The 17,925-nt window shown below is 69.8% G+C and carries 12 protein-coding genes; 5 read left to right on the forward strand and 7 right to left on the reverse strand.

Going from position 1 to position 17,925, the window contains the following annotated elements:
• Positions 1–2 precede the first annotated feature (2 nt).
• Positions 3–1,724: a protein kinase gene (locus ACF1B9_RS13235; protein ID WP_391795911.1), complete on the forward strand. Its 1,722-nt coding sequence runs from the start codon at positions 3–5 to the stop codon at positions 1,722–1,724.
• A 232-nt stretch (positions 1,725–1,956) separates the two neighbouring features.
• Here the strand turns inward: ACF1B9_RS13235 and ACF1B9_RS13240 are convergent, their stop codons facing one another.
• Positions 1,957–6,969 (reverse strand): NAD-glutamate dehydrogenase, encoded by a 5,013-nt coding sequence (locus ACF1B9_RS13240; RefSeq protein WP_391743927.1) that lies wholly within the window; start codon positions 6,967–6,969, stop codon positions 1,957–1,959.
• 391 nt (positions 6,970–7,360) lie between these two features.
• Here ACF1B9_RS13240 and ACF1B9_RS13245 point away from each other — a divergent pair, with 391 nt between their 5' ends.
• A complete protein-coding gene (locus ACF1B9_RS13245) occupies positions 7,361–7,930 on the forward strand; it encodes a DJ-1/PfpI family protein (RefSeq protein ID WP_391743925.1) in 570 nt (189 codons plus the stop codon).
• A 37-nt stretch (positions 7,931–7,967) separates the two neighbouring features.
• Here the strand turns inward: ACF1B9_RS13245 and ACF1B9_RS13250 are convergent, their stop codons facing one another.
• Positions 7,968–8,639, reverse strand: coding sequence for an HAD family hydrolase (locus ACF1B9_RS13250; RefSeq protein ID WP_391743923.1), 672 nt, complete (start codon positions 8,637–8,639; stop codon positions 7,968–7,970).
• 151 nt (positions 8,640–8,790) lie between these two features.
• Positions 8,791–9,297 carry a DUF6912 family protein gene (locus ACF1B9_RS13255; RefSeq protein ID WP_391743921.1) on the reverse strand — a complete coding sequence of 169 codons (507 nt, stop codon included), beginning with the start codon at positions 9,295–9,297 and terminating at the stop codon, positions 8,791–8,793.
• A 291-nt stretch (positions 9,298–9,588) separates the two neighbouring features.
• Between ACF1B9_RS13255 and ACF1B9_RS13260 the strand changes: the two genes are divergently transcribed.
• Entirely contained in the window at positions 9,589–10,017 is a 429-nt protein-coding gene (locus ACF1B9_RS13260; protein WP_391743920.1) for an Rv3235 family protein, read from the forward strand.
• A 266-nt stretch (positions 10,018–10,283) separates the two neighbouring features.
• Here ACF1B9_RS13260 and secA read toward each other — a convergent pair whose 3' ends face one another.
• Positions 10,284–13,103: a preprotein translocase subunit SecA gene (gene secA / locus ACF1B9_RS13265; protein WP_391743918.1), complete on the reverse strand. Its 2,820-nt coding sequence runs from the start codon at positions 13,101–13,103 to the stop codon at positions 10,284–10,286.
• Between the two features lie 239 nt (positions 13,104–13,342).
• Between secA and ACF1B9_RS13270 the strand changes: the two genes are divergently transcribed.
• On the forward strand, positions 13,343–13,918 hold the full coding sequence (locus ACF1B9_RS13270) for a GNAT family N-acetyltransferase (protein ID WP_391743917.1): 576 nt from the start codon (positions 13,343–13,345) through the stop codon (positions 13,916–13,918).
• Positions 13,919–13,974: 56 nt separating this feature from the next.
• Complete coding sequence (locus ACF1B9_RS13275; protein ID WP_391743915.1) at positions 13,975–15,150, forward strand: winged helix-turn-helix domain-containing protein; 1,176 nt, start codon at positions 13,975–13,977, stop codon at positions 15,148–15,150.
• A 67-nt stretch (positions 15,151–15,217) separates the two neighbouring features.
• Here the strand turns inward: ACF1B9_RS13275 and ACF1B9_RS13280 are convergent, their stop codons facing one another.
• The 3 genes from ACF1B9_RS13280 to ACF1B9_RS13290 form a co-directional block, all read right to left on the reverse strand.
• On the reverse strand, positions 15,218–15,967 hold the full coding sequence (locus tag ACF1B9_RS13280; RefSeq protein ID WP_391743913.1) for a response regulator: 750 nt from the start codon (positions 15,965–15,967) through the stop codon (positions 15,218–15,220).
• A gap of 185 nt (positions 15,968–16,152) precedes the next feature.
• Positions 16,153–16,842, reverse strand: a complete 690-nt coding sequence (hpf, locus tag ACF1B9_RS13285) for a ribosome hibernation-promoting factor, HPF/YfiA family (RefSeq protein WP_351085335.1) — start codon at positions 16,840–16,842, stop codon at positions 16,153–16,155.
• A gap of 322 nt (positions 16,843–17,164) precedes the next feature.
• Complete coding sequence (locus ACF1B9_RS13290) at positions 17,165–17,893, reverse strand: ComF family protein (protein ID WP_391743910.1); 729 nt, start codon at positions 17,891–17,893, stop codon at positions 17,165–17,167.
• Positions 17,894–17,925: the final 32 nt, after the last annotated feature.

Here is a 17,925-nt window from a genome sequence, read left to right on the forward strand (position 1 = left end):
GGCTGCTCGCCCGCGTCGGCGAGGGCGGCATGGGGACCGTCTATCTCTCGCACACCCGCGGCGGCCAGGCTGTCGCACTGAAGCTGATCCGCCGCGAGTTCGGCGACGATCCCGAGTTCCGCCGCCGGTTCGAGCAGGAGGTGCAGGCCGCCCGCCGGGTGCAGGGCTATCACCTGGTGCCGGTGGTCGACCACGACACCTCCGGCCAACAGCCCTGGCTCGCCTCGGCGTTCGTGCCCGGCATGTCGCTGCATTCGGCGCTCATGGACCACGGGCCGCTGCCGCTGCCCACGGTCTTCCGACTCATCGGCTGTACGGCCCTGGCGCTCACCGCCATCCACGCGGCGGGGGTCGTCCACCGCGATCTGAAGCCCGGCAACATCCTGCTCGGGGCGAGCGGCCCGTACGTCATCGACTTCGGGATCGCCCGCGCCGCCGACGCCACCCAGCTCACCCGCAGCGGCGGGCTCATCGGAACCCCGCAGTTCATGTCGCCCGAGCACGCCCTCGGCGAGCCGGTCGGACCGGCCACCGACGTCTTCTCGCTCGGTCTGATCGCGGCGCTCGCGGCGACCGGCCGCCATCCGTACGGAACGGGCGGGGCGATGACCGTCGCCGCCCAGATCGCCAACACCGAGCACCGGCCGCCGCGGCTCGACGGCTATCCGCAGGAGCTGCGCCCCCTGCTGGAACGCTGCCTGGCCGCCGACCCGCGGGCGCGCATCACCCCCGCCGAACTCGCCGCTCTGTGCGAGCAGTCGGCCGGACGGCCGCTGGGCGAATCGGCCGGCTGGCTGCCGGAGCCGCTGGCCGCGGAGATCGCCCGCCGCGAGCAGGCAGCGCAACTGCCCCCGCAACCGGCGCAGCCGACGACGGACCCGGCGGCGGTTCCCACCTACCCGCCGGGCGCCGGCCCGTCGCCGACCGGCGCCACCGCCCCCGCCGACCCGGTGCCGCCGGGTGCGCAGACCGGATTCGCGACGACCCTGCCGCACCGGCCGCCCGCGCCACACACCCCGCCGCAGCCCGGCCACCCCACCGTGCCACCGCCGGTGCCCGCCCCGGATCCGGCGACCGCGCCCGCCCCGAAGTCCCGGAAGCCGGTGCGGGTCGCGGCGGCCGCCGGGGTCGCGCTGCTGCTGGTCGCGGGGACATGGGTGATCGCCACCCGCAGCAATGACAAGGGCGGCGACAGCACGAACGCCGACGCCAAGCACAGCGACCGGCCCTCGGCCCCGGATTCCGATCCGGAATCCGATCCGAAGCCGTCGGGCTCCCCCTCGTCCGGACCGCCCGCGCGGCAGAGCAGCTACAAGGTGATCTTCAAGGACCGGCCGTTCGCGCTGCGGGCACCCGCCGAGCCGAGTGTCATCGGAGTCGATCTCGACGAACCACGGATCTCGGGCCCCAGCGAATTCACCGACAGCGACGACGAGCTGGAGCTGAGCGAGGTGTCGGGCGGCAGCTGGACCTTCCGTACGCCCATGGGCAAGAGCGCCGGAGCCACCCCCGAACAGTGCCTTCAGGGCTCGCAGTCCGACGTGCTGCCGTCCGAGATCAGGGAGAAGGAACTCCAGCGCGGCCAGACCCTCCCGGTGGGTACCCGCCTGTGCACGGTGACGTCCGACGGCAATCTCGCCATGCTCAAGATCACCAAGGTGGAGAGGCGCACCACCAACGATCTGCCGGACTACTTCACCGAACTCACCCTGTGGCAGCGGTAGAAGCACCGCTGCCGCGGCTCCACAGCCGCAGCAGCACCCGCCCGGCGAGGGCGGCATAGCCCGCCGCCGCTTTCCGACCGAACTGGCCCAGGAATGGCAACGCCGTCGGCCGCCCCCGCCGGACGCGGCGGGCGAGACCCGCATCTACTGACGCGGGGCCGCGTACATCCGGGCCATGCGAAGGGGAGGCGGCCACCGGAAGTACCGGCGGCCGCCTCCCCCTCTCGACCCGCTACGCGTGCGTGCGCAGCAGCGTCCGCATTGTCCGCATGGCCACCGAGAGGTTCGCCAGGTCGAACGAGTCCGAGCCCTGGATCTCCTCAAGCGTGGAGCGCGACCGCGTGAGGATCGCCGCGTTCTTCTCCTCCCACGCCTGGAACCGCTCCTCCGGCGTGGAGGTCCCGTTGCCCACGGACAGCACATCCGCGGTGAGCGCGGCGTGCGCGGCGTACAGGTCCTCGCGGATGGAGGCCCGTGCCATGGACTGCCAGCGGTCGGCCCGCGGCAGCTCGATGATCCGGTCCATGAGCTGCGTGATGCCCAGCCGGTCCGCGAGGTCGTAGTACACCTCGGCGACGGCGAGCGGGTCCTTGCCGGTGCGCTCCGCGATCGCCACGACGTCCAGCGTCGGGAAGGCGGACGAGAACCCGGCGACCCGCTGGGCCAGCTCGCCCGGGACACCCGCCTCGGTGAGCTCCTCCAGGATCGACTGGTACCACTCCAGGTCGGCGCCCATCAGCATCTTGGGCAGCTCGGCCCAGACCTGCTCGACACCGGCCTTGAAGAAGTCGATCGTCCCGGCGATCTCCAGCGGCTGCGGCCGGTTGCCGAGCAGCCAGCGCGAACCGCGCTCGACGAGCCGGCGCGAGTGCAGCCTGATCCGGGTCTGCACATCGGCGGCGACCTGGTTGTCGAGCGCCTCGACGGCATCCCACACCTGGCCGAGACCGAAGATCTCGCGGGCCGCGAACTGCGCCCGGACGATCTCCTCGATCGAGGCTCCGGTCTCCTCCCGCAGGCGGTGCAGGAAGGTCGAACCGCCACTGTTCACGGTGTCGTTGACCAGGACCGTGGTGATGATCTCGCGACGCAGCGCGTGCCCGTCGACCGCCTCGGGGAACTGCTCGCGCAGTTGCTCCGGGAAGTAGGCGTGCAGCAGCTTCTGCAGGTGCGGGTCGTCCGGCAGGCTGGTCCGGATCAGCTCCCGGGCCACCGTGATCTTCGTGTACGCGAGCAGCACGGCCAGCTCGGGCTGGCTGAGCCCCTTTCCGGCGTTCAGCAGTTCACGGATCTGCCGGTCGCTGGGCAGGAACTCCAGGCCGCGGTCGAGGTCCCCGTCGCGGACCAGCCGGCGCATGAAGCGCTGGTGGGCGTGGAGCAGGGAGGGCGACTGCGCCGTGGCGTTGGTGAGCGCCACGTTCTGCGCGTAGTTGTTGCGCAGCACCAGACGGCCGATCTCGTCGGTCATCACGGCGAGCAGCTTGTTGCGCTGCTTGACGGTCATGTCGCCGTCCCGCACCAGACCGTTGAGCAGGATCTTGATGTTCACCTCGTGGTCCGAGGTGTCCACACCGGCACTGTTGTCGATCGCGTCGGTGTTGATCCGGCCGCCGCCCCGGGCGAACTCGATCCGGCCGAGCTGGGTGGCGCCGAGGTTGCCGCCCTCGCCGACGACCTTGGCCCGCAGGTCCTGGCCGTTGACCCGGATCGCGTCGTTGGCCTTGTCCCCGACGTCCGCGTTCGACTCGACGGAGGACTTGATGTACGTGCCGATGCCGCCGTTCCACAGCAGATCGACACGGGCCTTGAGGATGGTCTGCATCAGCTCGGCGGGCGTCAGCTTGGTGACCCTCGACTCGATGCCGAGCGCCTCCCTGATGTGCGCGTTGATCGGGATGGACTTGGCGCTGCGCGGGTGGATGCCGCCGCCCGCGGAGAGCAGGTCCTTGTTGTAGTCGGCCCAGGAGCTGCGCGGCAAGTCGAAGAGGCGGCGCCGCTCGGCGTACGAGGTGGCGGCGTCCGGGCTGGGGTCGATGAAGATGTGCCGGTGGTCGAAGGCGGCGACGAGCCGGATGTGCTCGGAGAGCAGCATGCCGTTGCCGAACACGTCACCCGACATGTCACCGACACCGACGACCGTGAAGTCCTCGGTCTGGGTGTCGTGGCCGAGCTCGCGGAAGTGCCGCTTGACCGACTCCCAGGCGCCGCGGGCGGTGATGCCCATGCCCTTGTGGTCGTAACCGGCGGAGCCGCCGGAGGCGAACGCGTCGCCGAGCCAGAAGCCGTACGAGACGGCGACCTCGTTGGCGATGTCGGAGAACTTCGCGGTGCCCTTGTCGGCGGCGACGACCAGGTAGGTGTCGTCCTCGTCGTGACGGACGACTTCCTTGGGCGGCACGACCTCGCCGGCCACCATGTTGTCGGTGATGTCGAGCAGCGCCGAGATGAAGGTGCGGTACGACGCGATGCCTTCGGCCATCCAGGCGTCACGGTCGACGGCCGGGTCCGGGAGCCGCTTGGCGACGAAGCCGCCCTTGGCGCCGACGGGCACGATGACGGTGTTCTTGACCATCTGTGCCTTGACCAGTCCGAGGATCTCCGTCCGGAAGTCCTCGCGCCGGTCCGACCAGCGCAGACCGCCTCGCGCGACCTTGCCGAAGCGCAGGTGCACGCCCTCGACGCGCGGCGAGTAGACCCAGATCTCGAACGCCGGACGGGGCGCGGGCAGATCCGGGATGGACTGCGGGTCGAACTTCATCGAGACGTAACCGTGCGGCTTGCCGTCGTCCGACATCTGGAAGAAGTTGGTGCGCAGGGTGGCCTTGATGACAGTGAGGAAGGACCGCAGGATCCGGTCCTCGTCGAGAGAGGCGACCTGGTCCAGGGCCCCGTCCAGCTCTTCGAGGAGCCCGTCGGTCAGCTCCGTACCGGCCCGCTGGCGCTCGGGCGACATCCGCGCCTCGAAGAGCGAGACCAGCAGCCGGGTGGTGTGGACGTTGTTGCGGAGAGTGCTCTCCATGTAGTCCTGGCTGAAGGTCGATCCGGCCTGGCGCAGGTACTTCGCGTAGGCGCGCAGCACCATCGCCTGCCGCCAGTTCAGACCGGCGCCCAGCACGAGCGAGTTGAAGCCGTCGTTCTCCGCCTCACCCGTCCACACGGCGGCGAAGGCGTCCTGGAACCGGTCGCGGGCATCGTCGGCGAGGTAGTTGCCGTTGCCGTTGGTCTGCGGCATCCGCAGACCGAAGTCGTAGATCCAGGCGTGGGTGCCGTCGGCGCAGCGCAGCTCGTACGGACGCTCGTCGACGACCTCGACGCCGAGCCGCTGGAGAGCCGGGAGGACGGCGGACAGGGAGACCTGCTCGCCGGTCCGGTAGATCTTGAAGCGGCGCTCGCCGGGGCCCGCGCCGACGGGCTCGTAGAGGCTGAGGGCGAAGTCCCTCTCGCCCTTCTTGAGCGCTTCGAGATGGACCAGGTCGGAGACGGCGGCGCGCGGCGTGTGGTCCGCCTTGTAGCCCTCGGGGAACGAGTGGCCGTACTGGCGCAGCAGCTCGGCGGCACGCTCCTCACCGCACTCGGCGCCGAGCGCTTCCTGGAAGCCGTCGGCCCAGGAGCGGGCGGCTTCGACGAGCCGGGCCTCGATGCGGTCGGCCTCGGCGTCGGTGAGGTCGGGCAGTTCGGTGCCGGGGGCGACCCGGACGACGAAGTGCAGCCGGGAAAGGATCGACTCGGTGTTCCAGGCGGTGAAGTCGACGCTGGTGCCGCCCAGCTCCTCCTTGAGGATGTCGATCAGGCGCAGCCGCACACCGGTGGTGTAGCGGTCGCGCGGCAGGTAGACGATCGCGGAGTAGTAGCGCCCGTACTCGTCCTGGCGCAGGTAGAGCCGCAGCCGGCGGCGCTCCTGGAGGTACAGGACGGACGTGACGACGGAACGCAGCTGGTCGACGGGCGTCTGGAAGAGCTCGTCGCGCGGGTACGTCTCCAGGATCTGGAGCAGGTCACGGCCGTCGTGGCTGTTGGGCGAGAAGCCCGCGCCCTCCAGCACCTCGGCGACCTTGCGGCGGATGACGGGCACCCGGCGCACGGACTCGGTGTACGCGGCGGACGAGAACAGTCCGAGGAAGCGGCGCTCACCGATGACGTTGCCGTCGGCGTCGAACTTCTTCACGCCGACGTAGTCGAGGTAGCTGGGGCGGTGGACGGTCGACCGGCTGTTGGCCTTGGTGAGGACGAGGAGCTTGCGCTCGCGGGCCTTGGCCCGTGCGTCGGCGGGCAGCCGGTCGAAGGACGGGCTGACGGGGTGCGCCTCGTCGACGCTGTGGTGCGGGTCGGAGCGCAGGATGCCGAGGCCGGTGCCGGGGACGGCGGCCAGCGAGTCGGTGTCCTTCAGCTCGTACTCGCGGTAGCCGAGGAAGGTGAAGTGGTCGGCGGCGAGCCAGCGCAGCAGCTCCCCGGCCTCGTTCACCTCCTCGTCGGCGAGGTCGTCGAGCGGCTCGCCGGGCAGGTCGTCGGCGATGCGCAGCGCGGCCTCGCGCATCTTCTCCCAGTCCTCGACGGTCTCCCGCACGTCGGACAGCACCCGCAGCAGATCGGCGGCGATCTGCTGGAGGTCGGAGCGGTCGGTCTCACGGTCGATCTCGACATGGATCCAGGACTCGACGAGCGCGTCGTGCGGCAGCTCGGTCCCGGCGGCCTTGGCACCCTTGGCGTTCGCGCGGTCCTGCAGGCGCGTGGCGTGACCGTTGCCCTCGGCGAGGACCTCGATGAGCTTGCCGGTGACGTCGCGGCGTACGACGACCTGCGGGTGGATCACGACATGGATGCCGCGCCCCTGCCGGGACAGCTCATTGGTGACGGAGTCGACCAGGAACGGCATGTCGTCGGTGACGACCTCGACCACGGAGTGACTGCACGTCCAGCCGTTCTCCTCGACGGTCGGGGTGTGCACCCGGACGTTCGCCGTGCCCTGCGGGCGATTCTCGGCGAGCCGGTAGTGGGAGGAGGCCGCACCGAAGACGTCGACGGGGTCGCGGCCGCCGATGTCCTCCGGAGCGGTGTGCAGGTAGTAGCGCTGGAGGTAGGAGAGGAGTACGTCCTGCCCGGGACGCTCCTGCCCGGCCCCGGTGGCCGCGGCACTCACCCGGGGGGTACCGCCCGGGCCACCGACACCACCGCCCGGGCTGTTGTCAGCTACCTTGGCGGCCCGTGCGAGCAGCTCGGCCTTGGCTTCGTCCAGCTTGGTCTGCATGTCCTCTGGCTCCTGTCGCGCGCCGTTGCGTGACGTAGGTGTAAAAGACGACGTACCGCCACGACACGGGGTTTCCGGTCTGAGTCGACGCTATGCCGCTATGAGAGATACCCGGGCCCATATTGGCCATTTTTGGCAGTCGGGCCGGGCTGTGAGGATCAGTGATGGCCCGGGTGCTGTGGCACTCCGGGCGCAGGCCGGGGGCTTCGCTGCCCCCGAGGCGTATCGCGCTGATCACGGGGTCCAGGCTATCTCGCCCGCCCCCGTAACCGTCACGACCCGTATGTGTACAAAAGAAGGTCCCGAAGTTTGACACTCTGGACAGCGCGGCGGCCGGTATTGCCGCACTCTGGTAGACGGAACAGGCCGACGAACCCGTGGGAGCCCCGCCATGGCACCGAAGATCCTGATCGTCACCGGCGACGCCGCCGAGTCCCTGGAAGTCCTCTATCCGTACCAGCGGCTGCGCGAGGAGGGGTACGACGTCCACATCGCGGCCCCCGCCCGCAAGACGCTCCGCTTCGTCGTCCACGACTTCGAGCCCGGCTTCGACACGTACACCGAGAAGCCCGGCTACACCTGGCCCGCGGATCTGGCCTTCTCCGAGGTCGATGCCGGGGACTACGTGGCCCTGGTCGTCCCGGGCGGCCGGGCCCCCGAGTATCTGCGCAACGACGCCGAGCTGCGCAAGATCCTCAAGGCCTTCTTCGACTCGGACCGTCCGGTGGCCCAGATCTGCCACGGCCCGCTGATGACGGCGGCCGTCGGCGCACTGGCCGGCCGGCACGTCACCGCGTACCCCGCTCTGGAGCTCGACGTGCAGGCGGCGGGCGCCACCTTCGAGGACCACGAGGCGGTGGTCGACGGCACGCTGGTCTCGTCCCGCGCGTGGCCGGACCACTCGGCATGGATGCGTGAGTTCCTGAAGGTGCTCCGTACGAAGGCCCCGGTCACCGCCTGACGGCGCCTTCCAGGGACCCCGCCGCGTCCTTCAGCTCCTATCCGGCCATTCCCTCGGCCAGCTCAGCGGCTTCGGCCAGGCTGTCGACCACGGGTACCCCGGCCGCCTCCAGGCTGGCCCTGCTGTGCGATCCGCCGGTGTACAGGACGGCCTTCGCACCGACGTGGGCGGCGGCCACGGCGTCGTCCACCGCATCGCCGATGACGACCGTGCGCTCCGGGGATATCCCGTCCAGTGCGGCGAGGTGCCGCTCCATGTGGAGCGCCTTGCTGCCGCCGGACGGCCCGGTGCGCCCGTCGACGCGTACGAAGTGCCGCTCGATGCCGTACCCGCGAACCACGGGGACGAGCTGGTCATGTCCGTACATGCTCAGGAGGGACTGGCTGCCCCCGCCCAGCCGCCACCCCGCGAGCAGTTCCTCGGCACCCTCGGTGAGCCCGCAGGCGGCCCGCTGTTCGGTGTAGTACCGGTGGAATATCCCGTCCATCCGCTCCCACTCGGCCTCCGTGGGCAACCGGCCCAACAGCCGCTCGTAGAAGCGGGGGATCGGGATGCAGTACATCTCCCGGTACTGCTCCAGCGTGATCGGTTCCAGACCGACCTCTCCGAACGCGGCGTTCGTCGCGCCGACGACCGCGGCGTTGTCGTCGAGCAGTGTGCCGTTCCAGTCCCAGACCAGATGTGTGCGGTGCTTCCCGTGCGTCCCCATGCGTCAGAAAGTACCCGCAGGGTCCGACAGCCGACCCGGGAGCCGGCCCGAACCCGATCCGGGAGCCGACCCGATCGCCGGCCCGGGAGCGGCTCGGTCCCGTCCGGGAGCCGGTCCGACGGCGCGGGAGGGGCCCCTCTTGCGCCCGCCCTCAGCCGATCAGATTCGGGATCTCCTGGACGCCGAACCACAGCAGCTCGTGATCCTCGGCGCCGTCCACGGTGAACTGCGCGTCGTCGTCACCGAGGTCCGCGGCGCCCAGCGCCGCCGCCGCGGCCGTGACGTCCTTCTCCGCGTCGTCCGCGTCGACGTGCACCGCGGCGGCCTCCGTCAGCGCGACGGGGGACGCGATCCGCACCTCACCGATCGACGACGAGTCGAGGCTGTGGTCCGGGTCGGCCACGGCCGAACCGTCCGGCACGTCGACGGCCACGACGACCCGTCGGCGCACCACGTCGGGGTTCCCGGCGATCAGGCGCAGCGAGGCGGAGGCGGCACGGTTGAGCGCCGCGTACTCCAGTTCCTCGATGTCGTCGGAGACGTACCACTCGCGCAGACCGGGAGTCACCGCGTAGGCGGTCAGCGGACCGGGACCGATCTCGCCCGCCTTGTGCGCCGCTGCGAGTCCGGGGAGCGTCAGGGGGACGTACACGCGCATGGCTGGCCGCTTTCGTAGTCGGAAACGCCCTCAGGATACGTGCGACGTCCCTCTTTGGGGTTACGTGCACCACCGCCGCCCCGTCCACCCGACAACCGTCTCTCACCCTCCCCCCGCCCGCCTCGCGCCCCGCACGACACCCGGCACATCACCCGGATAGGTGATTCCGCCCGATCGCGTCCGGCACCCCTGGGGCGCTTGCGGCCGCCTCCGCCGTCGCCGTAGAAGATCCACAGCAGAAGTTACCGCCCGGTATTCGACCGGGCCTCTGAAGCACGGGGGCGATGAGCGATGAGCACGAACAGGACCCGGCCCACCGGACGACACGACCGACGCAGGCCCGAAGCCGTACCACCGCAGCGCACAAGGACTCCCCGGCGCCTCCACCCCCACCACTGGTTCGCCGAGCGCCTCCTGGCGGTTCTCAGCGGCCAGCGCCCGGTGCACTGGATGCTCGGACACACCATCGGGGAGGCCTACGACCAACTGGCCGAACTGGCTCCCCGCACCCCGCTGAGGGCCCGCGGCGCCCGCCCCGTGATCCGCATGTGCCACGGCGCCCAGCCGGCCCCGGGTGTGGTGGAGGCCTGCGCGAGCATCGCCGCGGGCGAACAGGTGAGGGCGATGGCCTTCCGCCTCGAACAGGGACCGGACCTCCGCTGGCGCTGCGCCGCGGTGGAGCTGGGCGACGAACACCTGCGGGTGGCGACAGCCCGGTAGACGCCCGAGCAGGGACCTTCCCGCGGCCCTCCCGGCCCCGACCCCCGGCCCCCGGCCCGAACGGGGCCGGGGGTCGGGGCCAGGGGTCAGGGCCAGGGGTCGGGGCCAGGGGTCGGGGCCAGGGGTCGGGGCCGGGGGAAAACGAACCGTGGACCGAGGAAAAAGTGGACCGAGGAAAAAACAGACCGGGGCCGAGCACCCGAACAAGGTGCCCGGCCCCGGTCAGAAGCCGATCGGCGCCAACAGCGCCGACGTCACCGCCACCGCTACTTCTTGCGGCGCCGCCCACCGCCACCGTTCTTCTGGGCCTTGCGGCGCTCCGCCCGGGTCAACCCGTCCGACTCGGACCCGGCCCCGCCGTCACCGTTGGAGAAGTCGCCCTCGACGACCCCGCCCTCCCCGTCCACCGTGGGAGCGGAGAAGTGCAGCCGGTCGGGACGCTGCGGGGCATCGAGCCCCTTGGCCCGGATCTCCGGACGCGCCGCCGGTACGAGGTCCTCCTTGGCGAGCGGGGCCTGCTCGGCCTCGTCCTGCACCGGAACCTCCTCGACCTGCTGCTCGACCTGGACCTCCAGGTTGAACAGGTAGCCGACGGACTCCTCCTTGATGCCCTCCATCATGGCGTTGAACATGTCGAAGCCCTCGCGCTGGTACTCGACCAGCGGGTCCTTCTGCGCCATGGCACGGAGGCCGATGCCCTCCTGGAGGTAGTCCATCTCGTAGAGGTGCTCACGCCACTTGCGGTCCAGGACGGACAGCACGACACGCCGCTCCAGCTCACGCATGATGTCCGAGCCGAGCTGCTTCTCGCGCTCGCCGTACTGCTCGTGGATGTCGTCCTTGATGGACTCACCGATGAACTCGGCGGTGATCCCGGCCAGGTCGCCGGCCGCCTCCTCCAGTTCCTCGGCGGTGACCTTCACCGGGTAGAGCTGCTTGAACGCACCCCACAGCCGGTCCAGGTCCCACTCCTCGGCGAAGCCCTCGGCGGTCTCCTGACGGATGTAGTCGTCGATCGTGTCGTCCATGAAGTGGCGGATCTGGTCCTGCAGATCCTCACCCTCCAGGACCCGGCGACGCTCGCCGTAGATGACCTCGCGCTGCCGGTTGAGCACCTCGTCGTACTTCAGGACGTTCTTACGCGTCTCGAAGTTCTGCTGCTCGACCTGCGACTGCGCCGAGGCGATCGCCCTCGTCACCATCTTGTTCTCGATCGGCACGTCGTCCGGCACATTGGCCATCGACATGACGCGCTCGACCATCTGCGCCTTGAACAGCCGCATCAGATCGTCGCCGAGCGACAGGTAGAAGCGGGACTCGCCGGGGTCGCCCTGACGGCCGGAACGACCGCGCAGCTGGTTGTCGATACGCCGCGACTCGTGCCGCTCGGTGCCCAGGACGTAGAGCCCGCCGAGCTCCCTGACCTCTTCGAACTCCGCCTTCACGGCCAGCTCGGCCTTCTCCAGCGCCGCGGGCAGCGCGGCCGCCCACTCCTCGACGTGCTCGACGGGGTCGAGGCCGAGCTGGCGCAGCTCCGCCTCGGCAAGATCGTCGGGGTTGCCGCCGAGCTTGATGTCGGTGCCTCGTCCGGCCATGTTCGTCGCGACCGTGACCGCGCCCTTGCGGCCGGCCTGGGCGACGATCGTCGCCTCGCGGTCGTGCTGCTTGGCGTTGAGGACCTCGTGCTGGACACCGCGCTTGGAGAGCTGCTGCGAGAGGTACTCGGACTTCTCGACCGAGGTGGTGCCGACCAGGATCGGCTGGCCCTTCTCGTGCTTCTCGGCGATGTCGTCGACGACCGCGGCGAACTTCGCGACCTCGGTGCGGTAGATCAGGTCCGACTGGTCGGCACGGACCATCGGCCGGTTCGTCGGGATCGGTACCACACCGAGCTTGTAGATCTGGTGGAACTCGGCGGCTTCGGTCATCGCCGTACCGGTCATACCGGAGAGCTTGCCGTAGAGGCGGAAGAAGTTCTGCAGGGTGATCGTGGCGAGCGTCTGGTTCTCGTCCTTGATGTCCACCCCTTCCTTCGCCTCGATCGCCTGGTGCATGCCCTCGTTGTAGCGGCGGCCGGCGAGGATACGGCCGGTGTGCTCGTCGACGATCATGACTTCGCCGTCGATGACGACGTAGTCCTTGTCCTTCTTGAAGAGTTCCTTCGCCTTGATGGCGTTGTTGAGGTACCCGACGAGAGGGGTGTTCACGGACTCGTAGAGGTTCTCGATGCCGAGCCAGTCCTCGACCTTCGAGACACCGGACTCATGGATGGCGACGGTCCGCTTCTTCTCGTCGACCTCGTAGTCGCCGGTCTCCTCGATGCCCTTGAGCGGGTTGCCCGCCTCGCCCTTGGTCAGGCGCGTGACCAGCTTGGCGAAGTCGCCGTACCACTTGGTGGCCTGGTCGGCCGGGCCGGAGATGATCAGCGGCGTACGGGCCTCGTCGACGAGGATCGAGTCGACCTCGTCGACCACGGCGAAGTTGTGGCCGCGCTGGACGAGCTCGTCCGCGGACCACGCCATGTTGTCGCGGAGGTAGTCGAAGCCGAACTCGTTGTTCGTGCCGTACGTGATGTCGCAGGCGTACTGCTCACGGCGCTGGGCCGGCGTCATGTTGGCGATGATGCAGCCGACGGTCAGGCCGAGGAACTTGTGGACCCGGCCCATCAGCTCGGAGTCGCGCTCGGCGAGGTAGTCGTTGACCGTGATCAGGTGCACGCCCTTGCCGGAGAGCGCGTTGAGATACGCCGGCAGGGTGCCGACCAGGGTCTTGCCCTCGCCGGTCTTCATCTCGGCCACATAGCCGAGGTGCAGGGCTGCGCCGCCCATCATCTGAACGTCGTAGTGGCGCTGTCCGAGGACCCGCTTGGCGGCCTCACGGACGGTCGCGAATGCCTCGGGGAGCAGGTCGTCCAGGCTCTCGCCGTCCGCGTACCGTTCCTTGTACTCGTCGGTGAGCGCCCGCAGCTCGGCGTCGGAGAGGTTGACGAAGTCCTCTTCGATGGAGCTGACCTGGTCCGCGATGCGGTGCAGTTTGCGCAGGATCTTGCCTTCGCCTGCACGCATGAGCTTGTTGAAGACGGACACTGAGGCTGGTCTCCTTGCCGGTCGGGCCTGGCACTGGGTCGTGGAATGGACTCTGGCGCGGGCACGGCAGGTGGGCCCCACCGCAACGGCCATCGTAAGCGAGGACCCCGCCGCGCCGGGAGGGCTGCCGCCGCGTCGGCTCCACCGTCCCCTCCCAGTCAACGGCCGGGGGGCTCCGAAGGTGCCGGGAAGTCCGAAAAGTGTTCGCTTCCCGGTCGGCTCCTCAGCAGAATCCGTACATGGAGCCGATCACCCTCACCACCGAGCGTCTGCTGCTGCGTCCCTTCGCCGGTGGCGACGCGGACGAGATCCATGCCGCCTGTCAGGACCCGGACATCCAGCGCTGGACGGTCGTGCCCTCCCCGTACAGCCATGCCGACGCGGAGCTCTTCGCGGAAAAGCAGTCCCCCGGCGGCTGGCACGACGACTCCGCGTACGGCTTCGCGGTGGTCCTGCGCGGCAGCGGGGCGCTGGTGGGCGCGGTCGGCATCACCCGCCGCGATCTGCCGGGCACGTACGAGGTGGGTTTCTGGACCGCCAGGGAGCACCGGGGTCGCGGCTACACGTCGGAGGCGGTCCTGGCCGCCGCCCGCTGGACCTTCACCTCGCTCGGCGGTGACCGGCTGGAGTGGCGGGCCGAGGTCGGCAACGCCCCCTCGCGTGCCGTGGCGCTGAGAGCGGGGTTCCGGATGGAGGGCGAGCAACGATCGGGACTGCTCAACAAGGGTGTACGGCGCGACGCCTGGATCGGTGCGCTGATCCCGTCCGATCTCGGCCTGCCGGGCACCGACACCTATCTGACCGCAGCCGGCTGACCCCGATCGGTGAACTCCACGCCCGGATGTCAGTGCCTCCCCCTAGGGTGCGGGACATGACGTCTGTGCCGCCCCCCACCGCCGAACTCTCCGCCGACCAAGCGCGCAGGATCGCCCTGCGCGCCCAGGGCTTCCTGGGTGCTCCGGACCGCCGGGCCGGGGTTCCGGGTGTGCTGCGGCATCTCGGTGCCGTGCAGCTCGACACGATCTCGGTGCTCGCGCGTTCGCACGAACTGATTCCGTACGCGCGCCTCGGCGCGATCGGCCGGCGCGCGGTCGAGGAGGCGTACTGGTCGGGCGGCCGTACCTTCGAATACTGGTCGCACGCGGCGTGCATCCTGCCGGTCGAGGAGTGGCCGCACTTCGCGTTCCGCCGCCGTGCCTACCGCTCGCGCCCCCACTGGCACCACGACCTGCCGGACGGCGCGTACGAAACAGTGATCAAGCAGCTGCGCACCGAGGGCCCGCTCACGGCGACGGAGCTGGGCGGCGCGAAGAACGGCGGGGAGTGGTGGGACTGGTCGGAGTCGAAGGTCGCCGTCGAGCGCGCCCTGATGTACGGGGAGGTGGTGTGCACCGAGCGGCGCAGCTGGAAGCGGGTGTACGACCTCGCCGAGCGGGCCCTGCCCGATGCCGTGCTGCACGACGATCTGGACGACGCGGAGTGCCTGCGCCGGTTGGTCGCGCTCGCGGGGCAGTCCCTGGGCATCGGCACCCGCGCGGACATCGCGGACTACCACCGGCTCAAGGGGGAGCAGTTCGACGCCGTCGTGGCCGACTCCGGTCTGGTGCCGGTGACGGTGCGGGGCTGGGCGAAGCCGGCCTGGGCGGACCCGGCGGCGCTGGCCTCGGAGCCGCGCGGGCGGCATCGCACGACCCTGTTGTCGCCGTTCGACTCCCTGGTCTGGGAGCGGGCGCGCACCGAGCGGATCTTCGGTTTCACGCACCGCCTGGAGGCCTATGTCCCCAAGCCCAAGCGGATACATGGCTACTTCGCGATGCCGCTGCTGGCGGGCGGAAGGCTGCAGGGCCGCGTCGACCCGGCGCGCGAGGGCAGCACACTGGTGGCCCGTCAGGTGTCCCTGGAGAGCGGGAAGGCCGTGGTACCGATGGCCGAGGCCCTGGTGGAGGCCGCGTCCTGGGTCGGCTGCACGGACGTCCGTCTGGAGCAGGTCGACGCACCGGGACTGCGCGGGCCGCTCGCTCAGGAAATCGCCCGCGCTCTGGCGTGAGCGCGCATTCCCTTGCCTTTACCCGGCGCCGACCTGTTCGATCCGTTCGGTCCCGTCGTCGCAGCGGTCACCTGATCTCCAGAATCTTCTCCCGCATGGCATAGACCACGGCCTCCATCCTGGAGTGCAGCTGCAGCTTCTCCAGAATGTTGCGGACATGGTTCTTCACGGTGTTCTCGGAAATGAACAGCTCCTTCGCGATATCGCGATTGTTCATGCCCGTTGCAACGAGTTTCAGGACTTCGAGCTCACGCTCGGTGAGCCGCGGCGCTGGTACCAGCCGACGCTCGTCGGTCCGCTGGATCATCGACTTGAACTCGGTGAGCAGTTTGGACGCCATGGAGGGGCTGATCTGGGACTGTCCGTCGGCGACCGCGCGAATCGCCGTGGCCACCTCGTCCGTCGAGATCTCCTTGAGGAGATAGCCGGTGGCGCCCGCCTTGATCGCGTCGTAGAGGTCGGCCTCCTCATCGCTGATCGTCAGCATGATGATCTTCGCGCTGGGGGCCACCTCCTTGATCGACGTACAGGCCTCGATGCCCCCGCGCCTGGGCATCCGTACATCCATCAGCACGATGTCGGGCAGCAGATCGGCGGCCTTGTCGACCGCCTCCGCCCCGTCACCCGCCTCGCCGACGACCTGGATGTCCTCCTCCTGGGCGAGGACGATCTCCAGCCCTCTGCGGAAGAGAGCGTGGTCGTCCACCACGAGGACCCGGATCGGCTCCTTGTGGGAACCACTTTCCGTGCCGGCGCCGGTACCGGCAGCGCCACCGGCGTCATTCGCATCGCGCACGGGCCCGAAGGTGTCCGCCATCGTTCCTCCCCCTGAAGGCCATGGCCTGAAGTTCACAAACTGTCCGCCAACGTCAGTTCACAGAGCACCGGTTGGCTTGGGACGACATGATTTCATGCCTGGACGTCGGAGCGGCGATCCCGCCGCCGCACACGGGTGCCCCTGGGGGCGCACAGACGCTCCAGGGGCACCGTGGAAGCGTGGCGTCAGCCGCCGAGCGCACCGCCCGCGCCGCCCGCCTCATCGGCGGCCAGCGGATCGGTCCTCAGGTGAATGACACCGTAGTCATAAGCATGCCGCCGGTAGACGACACTGGGTTCCTTCGTCTCGGAGTCGACGAACAGATAGAAGTCGTGCCCGACCAGCTCCATCTCGTAGAGCGCCTGATCGAGCGACATCGGTGCGGCGACATGCGTCTTCTCGCGCATCACCAGCGGACCCTCGCCCTGTACCTCCAGCGAGCCGAACCTGGTGGTGGGCACGGTCTGGCCCGTCTCACTGCCCACCAGATCGCCCTCGCCGTTGAACGACGCCGCGCCCGGCACGGTCTCGGCGACTTCCGCAGCGGGAATCCGGCCGTTGCCACGGCGGCTGTAGCGCTTGTCGTGCTGCTTGCGCAGCCGCGCCTCCAACTTGCCGGTGGCCAGGTCCAGCGCTGCGTACGGGTCGCCTGCGGCCGCTTCCGCCCGGATGACCGGCCCACGCGAACGGAGCGTGATCTCCACCCGGTCGGAACGATCGGCCTGACGGGGGTTCGGCTCCTTGGACACCTCGACGTCGAGGCTGATCACCTTGCCGTCGAACTTCTGGATCTTGTCCAGCTTCAGCTTCTCGGCCACGTGCTTGCGGAACCGCTCCGGCACCTCGGTCTTGCGGCCCTTGACGACGATGTCCACGCAGAACTCCGTTCCCGGATCGCTCCGCTCAGCGGCGGAGCGTCTCCCTTTTGCACCAGGCCCCGGTGTTGACCGGAGCCGCGGACTCGGTGACTTCCACCTCCTCCTCCCCCATCGGCAGGGTCTCCACCCCACCGAATTCCCTGCTTCCGGACTACTGGTGAGTTGCCTGCCCGAAACCTGGCGGTGCATTCGTCGAGGTCCGGCATTCACCATTCCTCACAACCGAACATAGCCTGCCCGGCCTGATGTCGGCACCCGCTACTCGCACGTACCTCCGTTCAGGTCTTTTTACTCACTCACTACCTGCAACGATGCAAGTTCACTGACAGTTCCGGTCTATTTCGAAGGCCGACGGAGAAACTGCGACAACGGCCGCCTGCCCATTGCCGTGTGCGACGCCCTCGCGCCCGCCCGCTGTCGCGATCGCCCGAGCCGCCTCGGCCAGCGAGGCACCGGTCGTCAGAAGGTCGTCCACCAGCACCACCCGTCCGGCCGCAAGCAGCCGTTCACCCCCGGCCACGACCTCCAGGGCCCCGGCGAGATTCTCCTGCCGCTGCCGGGCCCCGAGCCCCACCTGATCGGCCACCGGACGCCGCTGCCGGAGCACCGCGACCACCCGGGCCCGAGTACCGCGGCGCCGTAGCTCACCTGCGGCGGCCAGAGCGATCCGCCGCGTCGGATCATGGCCCCGCGCCGCCACGGCCCGCCGCGCCGACGGCACGGGGACGAGCAGCAGCGGGCCGATGTCGCCCGCATACCTCGCCCCCGCCTGGACGGCCCCCGCCAGCGCCTTGCCGAGCGGCCCGGCAAGGCCCAGGGCACCGCGCTCCTTATGGGCCAGGAGCACCGCACGTACCGCGTTCTCGTAGCCGGCCGCCGCATGCACCACCGGCAGGCCCCTGGGCTCCGGCACCTGCCTCACCCGGCGCGGCGCCTGGCCGCACAGCTGCGCTCGGCACTCCTCGCACAGCTCCGTACGCGGCCTGCCGCAGCCGCCACAGGACACCGGCAGGACAAGTCCGGATATCTCCCGCCACCACCCCCGCATGACTCCACTGTGCCTCTCTCGAAGGCACCCGG

The organism is Streptomyces sp. NPDC014727 (assembly GCF_043083485.1).
In the GTDB taxonomy this organism is placed as follows: domain Bacteria; phylum Actinomycetota; class Actinomycetes; order Streptomycetales; family Streptomycetaceae; genus Streptomyces.